We start from the raw sequence: 6,619 nt of genomic DNA, 5'->3' as shown, positions 1-6,619 counted from the left end.
CGAGGGGGTGAGGCCCACCCCCTCGCTGGCGCTCAGGGTTCGCCCGGAATCACTTCCGGGCACCGATTTCCCGGGTTATCGCGGGCGGGCCGTTTCGGTTATACTTGCCACCCGTACAGTGGAGGCCGCGCGAGTCACCGAATGCCGAAGACACCCACGGACGGGCCGGCCCAGCCCCGATTGTTCCCCGCCAACGTGTTCGACGGGTTCGGCCCGTCGCGGTTCCGGCCCGCTGTCGAGCCCGTCGTCGGCCGCAAGTTCCGCTCGAAGCAGCCGGCGCGGCTGAAGAAGCAGGTGCGCGCGCACGCCCCGCGGTCGCCCGGCGTGTACGGCATGATCGACGACCGCGGCCGGCTCGTGTACGTCGGCAAGGCGAAGAACCTCCGCGCCCGCCTGCTCAGCTACTTCCGCGAGAAGAGCCGCGACCCGAAGGCCGGGAAGATCGTCCGACACACCCGCGTTCTCGTGTGGGAGCAGATCGGCGACGAACTCGCCGCGCTGCTCCGCGAACTCGAACTCATCCAGACGCTCCGACCCAAGTTCAACGTCCTCGGCGTCCCCGGCCTCCAGCGGCACCACTACGTCTGCGTCGGCAAGGCGCCGGCACCGCACGTCTACGTCACCAACAAGCCGACGGGCAAGGAGCTCGGGGTGTACGGCCCCCTCGTCATCCGGTGGAAGTCGGAGGACGCGGCCCGCCGGCTCAACGACTGGTTCAAGCTCCGCGACTGCCCGCAGACGGTCCCGCTGTCGTTCGCCGACCAGCCCGAGTTGTTCGTCGACGAGCGGTCGGCGAAGTGCATGCGGTACGAACTGGGGAGCTGCCTCGGGCCGTGCGCCGGGGCGTGTACGCGGGGCGAGTACGCCGCGGGCACGCGGGCCGCCAAGGGGTTCCTCGACGGCCGCGACCGCTCCCTGCTCGCCACGCTGAAGGAACTGATGAGCGGCGCCGCGGAGCGGTTCGAGTTCGAGAAGGCGACGGCGCTCCGCGACCGGCTGCAAACGCTGGAGTGGATCGACGCGCGGCTCGCGCTGCTGCGGCAGGCCCGCACGAAGAACTCGTTCGTGTACCCGCTCGTGGGGCACGACGGCCGCGAGCGGTGGTACCTGATCCACCGCGGGCAGGTGCGGGCGGTGTGCTTCACGCCCTCGACCGACGCCGAGCGCGAGTCGGCCGCGGCGCTGATCGCGGCGACGTTCACCGGCGGCCCGGCCTCGCCCGTCCTCGCCGGCGGGGCGGTCGACAGCGTGCTGATGGTGGTCGCGTGGTTCCGCCGGAACGCGGGCGAGGCGGCGAAGCTGCTGACCCAGCTCGCCGCGACCGAGCGGTGCCGGACGCTCCCGCAGCAGGGGTGAACTCCAAGTGGCGCAACGAAGACGCCGCCGGGAGAGGCCGGCGGCGCGGGCGGGGCGTTCCACCTCCGGGCGGTGGTCAGGCCATGCCGCCCAGGAGTCGGTTGATCTGTTCGACGTGCTCCCGGTCGCGGGGCAGCAACTCGGAGCGGATCAGTGCCTTGCACTCGGGGTCCACGTCGTCGTTCTCCAGGGCCAGTTCGTACTCGTTGACCGAGTGCTGCTCGCCCTGCTTGAGGGCCGCGAACGCCACGGCCCGGCTCACGTCCCCGACCGCGGACTCGAACGACGGCCACGGGCCCGGCGACTCCACGTCGCGGCCGCCGGTCCGGGTGATCGTGTCCCGCAGCAGGCCGACGGCCCGTGCGTGGTCCTCGCGGATCTTCTGGAGGTCGACGAGGGCGTGCGGGTCCTCGAACTTCTGCACCGCCTCGTCGTAAGTGGCGACGGCGGCCAACTCGCTCCGCAGCAGGGCGGCGAGGGCCTCCGCGTCACGCGCCCCGTCGGGGCGGTTCTCGTCTACGCTCATGGTTGCACCTCGTACAGACAGATGGGCCGCGGCCCGGCGGACGGGTCCGCCGGGCCGCGAGTGCCGATTCGGGGACTCAGGGGGCCTCGACCTTGACCTTCACGTCGACGGAGGTCGCGGTGCCGCCCTCGGGGGTGCCGGTGACCTTCAGGACGTGCTCGCCGAGCGGGGCGTCCTTGGCGACCGACACCTTCAGGACCGCGTCCGCGGGGTCGCCCGGCTTGAAGTCGGCCTTGTTCAGCTCGCCCTTCACCTTGTCGGACGACGACGTGACGCCCAGCTTGACGTTCTGCTTGAAGTCCTTCCCGCGGTCGAGCGAGAGCTTCACCGACTCGGCGTTGTCCTGCTTGATCGTGGTGGACGTGGTCGGGCCGGCGATCTTGAACGAGCTCGACGTGCCCGGCGTGCCGCCCTCGGGGCTCTTGTTGCAGCCGGCGAGGAGGACCGCGGCCAGGGCGGCGGTGGAGAGTGCGTAACGCATCGAGATGCCTCGGGTGTGCGTGTCAGAGGTCCGGCGGAGTTGCCGGGGTGGTGAAACACTGTTGCAACCCGCGTGCCGCCGGGATAAAGCGAAATCCTCGGGCGGGATCTGCCCCCGGCACCCCGACCGGCCCGAGCCCCCACGGGACGCTCCCCATGCCCCGGCTCCTCATCCGGCCCCCCGATTTCCCGGCAATCGACGGCCCCCTCGTGTTCCTCGCCGGCCCGATCCAGGGCGCGCCCGACTGGCAAGACGAGGCCGGTCGGCTCCTCGGCGTCCTCGCACCGGCGCTCCACGTCGCGAGCCCGCGGCGCAGCTACTTGCCCGGCGCGTTCGACTACACCGCGCAGGTCGACTGGGAGACGCACCACCTGCGGCGGGCCGCTGCGTGCGGCGCGATCCTGTTCTGGCTGGCCCGCGAGGCGGTGCCCACGCCGGGCCGCGCGTACGCGCAGACGACGCGGTTCGAGTTGGCCGAGTGGAAGGTCCGCCAGGAGCGGGACGGGGTGCGGCTCGTGGTCGGCATCGAGGCCGGGTTCACCGGGGAGCGGTACGTGCGCCGCCGGTTCGCCCAGGACTGCCCGGGGGCGCCGCTGTGCGAGTCGCTGGAAGAGACGTGCCGGCGCGCGGCCGACTTCGCCGGGGCGTGAGCGGCGCGGGTGCGGCGCGGGTGCGGTCGGGCCGACGGTCACCCGGAGGTGGTGTGCGCCGGGGCCCCGGGGGCCGCGCCGGCCGCGCCGACGATGTCGAGGAGGCCGGTCATGGGGATCATGGCCCGCTCGGGCCGGTGCTCGAGGTCGGCCCCGAGTTCCGCGACCGCCTTCGCGAGCACGAACAGTTCGAGCAGGTCGCGGCACGCGGCCGGGTCGGCGGGGAGGAGCCCGGTGCCGGCCATGTCGGCGAGGTAACTCTCGACGAACCGGGCCGACACCCACGACGCCCAGAACCGGGCCCAGCCCATCAGCTCGGTGCGGTCCTCGCCGCGGACCACGCCCGAGAAGTTCCCCCGGGTTTCCCGCGGGCCGAACAGCGGGGTCAGGGCCGCGTAGTGGAACGACCGCACCATGTCGGCCGCGTCGCGGAGCGGGGACCGCTTGATCCGCCGCTCCGAGAGGGGCCGCTCGGGGTCGCCCTCGAAGTCGGTGACCACGAACCCCGACCCGGTGTAGAGCAGCTCCCCGAGGTGGTAGTTCCCGTGGACCCGGACCCGCTGCCCGGTCACCTCGGGGCGGAGCACGTCGCGGCACCGGCGGGTCAGCTCGCTCTCGGTGCGGAGCAGCGCGGTGCCCAGCACCCGGGCCGCGGGGGACAGGTCCGGGAGCCGCCGCTTGAGCTCGCGGAACACCATGCCGATGCGGGTCCGCATCCCCTGGTACACGGACCGCTGGTACAGCTTGCCGAACGGCTCGGGGGCCAGGGCCGGGCCGGTCCCGGTGGCCAGGGCCCGGTGCAGGGCGGCGGTGTCGCGGCCGAGCTGGGCGGCCGTGTCGAGGTACGGCGCGAGCCACTCGCGGCCCTCGCCGGCCGGGGCCGCGTCGGAGACCCAGGCGTCGGCCGGGGCCGGGGCCGGGGGCTTCATCGGGTGCGCCAGCACGCCCTCGTAGAACCGGCTCAGCGCGTCGAGCGTGTACTGCCACGCGGTCCCCTCGTTGGGGACGTACCCGTACAGCACGGCCATCGTGACCGGCGCCCCGTCGGCCGGCCGCAGCTCGACCGCGCCGAGCACGGGGGCGGTGCGGTCGTAGGTCGTGTGCTCGGTCAGGAACCGGCCGAGTTCCAGGGCCGGGTGGGGCCCGGCCTCCATCCGTTCGAAGGACTTGAGGACGGCCCGGGACCCGTACGTGACGGTCAGGTCGTGCTCGCGGCTGCGGCGGAGGGTGATCGGCTCGGGCACCTCGCCGGTCCCGAGGGCGGCCCCGAAGTGCGGGAACGCGACCGCCGCCACCTCGCCCCCGTCGAACGGCACGGCGCCGCCGGCCGCGATGCCCCGGAGGAGCGCCGCGGAGTGCGCCGGGTCGGTGCGCGCGTCGAACAGGACGCCGGCGGCCGCGCCCCGCTTCACCAGCTCCGCGACGACGGCCCCCGGCGCGACGCCCCCGGCCCCCTCGGGCGGCGCGAACCCGAGCCGCAGTGCGCGGGCCTGGGTCTCGCCGTCGAGCAGGTCCACGTCCACGAGGACCAGGCCGGTCGGGGCCTCCAGCGGGAGCCGGGCCGCGGCCCGGACCGTCACGTCCCGCACCGCCCGGGTCCGCCCGTGGTGGACGACCGTGTCGGTCAGGTACCGCCACACCGCGAGTTCGAGCCGGTCGAGGTGGTCGGGGTGCAGCGCGTCCTCCCAGGTGTCGGCGACGGGGAGCCGGGGCACCGGGGCCTCGCGGGGGCCGGCGGCCACCTCCAACGGCACCGGGGCCGGGGCGATCGAGAACCAGTAGAACCCGTGCGGCCCGAGGGTGAACGGGACCGGGTCGGCCCCGATGACCGGGAACGCGGTGCGGCCGAACAGCTCGCACGGCACCCGGCCGGCGAACTCCGACAGGTCGAGCTGCACGTACTGCACGAACCGGGACAGGTTGGCGACGACCAGGAGCGTCTCGTCCTCGTGGCGGCGGACGAACGCGAGGATCTTCGAGTTGTCGGGCCGCAGGAACGCGATGGCCCCGCGGCCGAACGCCCGGTACTGCTTGCGGAGCGCGATGAGCCGCTTCATCCACCACAGGAGCGAGCTGGGGTTGCTCTGCTGGGCCTCGACGTTCACCGTCTCGTAGTGGTACTCGGGGTCGACGACCGCCGGCAGGTACAGCTTCTGCGGGTTCGCCTTGCTGAACCCGGCGTTCCGGTCGCTCGACCACTGCATCGGGGTCCGGACCCCGTTGCGGTCGCCCAGGTAGATGTTGTCGCCCATGCCGATCTCGTCGCCGTAGTACACGACCGGGGTGCCGGGCATGGAGAACAAGAGCGCGTTCATCAGCTCGATGCGGCGGCGGTCGTTCCGCAGGAGCGGGGCCAGCCGGCGGCGGATGCCCAGGTTGATCCGGGCCTGGGCGTCGCTCGCGTACGCCCGGTACATGTAGTCCCGCTCCTCGTCGGTCACCATTTCGAGCGTCAGCTCGTCGTGGTTGCGGAGGAACATGCACCACTGGCAGTTGTCGGGGATCGGCGGGGTCTGCTCGAGGATGTCGATGATCGGGAACCGGTCCTCCTGGTGCAGCGCCATGTACAGCCGCGGCATGACCGGGAAGTGGAACGCCATGTTGCACTCGTCGCCGTCGCCGAAGTAGTGGACCGCGTCCTCGGGCCACTGGTTGGCCTCGGCGAGGAACATGCGGCCGGGGAACTTCGCGTCCATGTGCGCCCGGAGCCGCTTCAGGTACGCGTGGGTCTCGGGCAGGTTCTCGCAGTTCGTGCCCTCGCGCTCGAACAGGTACGGGATCGCGTCGAGCCGCAGCCCGTCCACGCCCATTTCCATCCACTGGTCGAGGACCGGGGTGAGCCGGTCCCACACGAGCGGGTTGTCGAAGTTCAGGTCCGGCTGGTGGCTGTAGAACCGGTGCCAGTAGTACTGGTCGGCGACCGGGTCGTGGGTCCAGTTCGAGCGCTCGAAGTCCTTGAAGATGATGCGGGCGTCGAGGTACTTGTCCGGCGCGTCGCTCCACACGTACATGTCCCGCTCGGGGCTCCCCTTCGGGGCGCGGCGGGCCTGCTGGAACCACGGGTGCTGGTCCGAGGTGTGGTTGATGACCAGCTCGGTGATGACCCTCAGGCCCCGGCGGTGGGCCGCGTCGAGGAAGTCGCGGAAGTCCTTGAGGGTGCCGTACTGCGGGTTGACGGTCGTGTAGTCGGCGATGTCGTACCCGTCGTCCCGCAAGGGGGACGGGTAGAACGGCTGGAGCCAGATGGCGGTGACGCCGAGGTCCTGGATGTAGTCGAGCCGCTGGCGGAGCCCGCGGAAGTCGCCGACCCCGTCGCCGGCGCTGTCCTGGTAGGCGCGGACGTGGATCTGGTAGAAAACGGCGTCCTTGTACCAGAGGGGGTCCGTGTCCGTCATACGCTCCTCGCGCTCCTCGCCGGGGCACCGGGACTGGTCCTCGCGGCGGGGGTGCAAATCTTACGCCGCTCGCGCCGGCCGGGGAACAAGGGGCGGTGCCCCGGACCGGGGGTATGGGGGTTCGCGGCGTTGCCCGCACACCCGGGGCGATGCCCCCGAAGGGGGTCGCACAAGCTGAGCCGGGGGCGACAAAGAAATCACATGGATGGGT

The 6,619-nt window shown here is 72.3% G+C and carries 5 protein-coding genes; 2 read left to right on the top strand and 3 right to left on the bottom strand.

From position 1 onward, the window contains the following. The first annotated feature begins 141 nt into the window (after window positions 1-141). Window positions 142-1,356, top strand: coding sequence for a GIY-YIG nuclease family protein (locus ACTIGN_RS12725; RefSeq protein WP_439624328.1), 1,215 nt, complete (start codon window positions 142-144; stop codon window positions 1,354-1,356). A gap of 76 nt (window positions 1,357-1,432) precedes the next feature. Here the strand turns inward: ACTIGN_RS12725 and ACTIGN_RS12720 are convergent, their stop codons facing one another. Both ACTIGN_RS12720 and ACTIGN_RS12715 read right to left on the bottom strand, forming a co-directional pair. Further along, window positions 1,433-1,882 (bottom strand): DUF2383 domain-containing protein, encoded by a 450-nt coding sequence (locus ACTIGN_RS12720; protein WP_439624326.1) that lies wholly within the window; start codon window positions 1,880-1,882, stop codon window positions 1,433-1,435. A gap of 76 nt (window positions 1,883-1,958) precedes the next feature. After that, entirely contained in the window at window positions 1,959-2,363 is a 405-nt protein-coding gene (locus tag ACTIGN_RS12715; protein ID WP_439624324.1) for a hypothetical protein, read from the bottom strand. A gap of 155 nt (window positions 2,364-2,518) precedes the next feature. Here ACTIGN_RS12715 and ACTIGN_RS12710 point away from each other — a divergent pair, with 155 nt between their 5' ends. After that, the gene (locus ACTIGN_RS12710; protein WP_439624322.1) at window positions 2,519-3,013 is read left to right on the top strand and encodes a hypothetical protein; all 495 of its coding nucleotides are present in this window, start codon (window positions 2,519-2,521) and stop codon (window positions 3,011-3,013) included. A 38-nt stretch (window positions 3,014-3,051) separates the two neighbouring features. Here the strand turns inward: ACTIGN_RS12710 and treS are convergent, their stop codons facing one another. Next, window positions 3,052-6,408 (bottom strand): maltose alpha-D-glucosyltransferase, encoded by a 3,357-nt coding sequence (gene treS, locus ACTIGN_RS12705; RefSeq protein ID WP_439624320.1) that lies wholly within the window; start codon window positions 6,406-6,408, stop codon window positions 3,052-3,054. Between the last annotated feature and the right edge of the window lie 211 nt (window positions 6,409-6,619).

It is taken from the genome of Gemmata sp. (assembly GCF_051859125.1).
Classification (GTDB): domain Bacteria; phylum Planctomycetota; class Planctomycetia; order Gemmatales; family Gemmataceae; genus Gemmata.
Note: the sequence above shows the minus strand (reverse complement) of the source record. Positions and strands in the feature narration are given on the sequence as shown.

Coding starts and splice junctions, on each gene's coding strand:
- ACTIGN_RS12720 (WP_439624326.1), bottom strand. CDS start 1,882: ATGAGCGTAGACGAGAACCGCCCCGACGGGGCGCGTGACGCGGAGGCC.
- ACTIGN_RS12715 (WP_439624324.1), bottom strand. CDS start 2,363: ATGCGTTACGCACTCTCCACCGCCGCCCTGGCCGCGGTCCTCCTCGCC.
- ACTIGN_RS12725 (WP_439624328.1), top strand. CDS start 142: ATGCCGAAGACACCCACGGACGGGCCGGCCCAGCCCCGATTGTTCCCC.
- ACTIGN_RS12710 (WP_439624322.1), top strand. CDS start 2,519: ATGCCCCGGCTCCTCATCCGGCCCCCCGATTTCCCGGCAATCGACGGC.
- treS (WP_439624320.1), bottom strand. CDS start 6,408: ATGACGGACACGGACCCCCTCTGGTACAAGGACGCCGTTTTCTACCAG.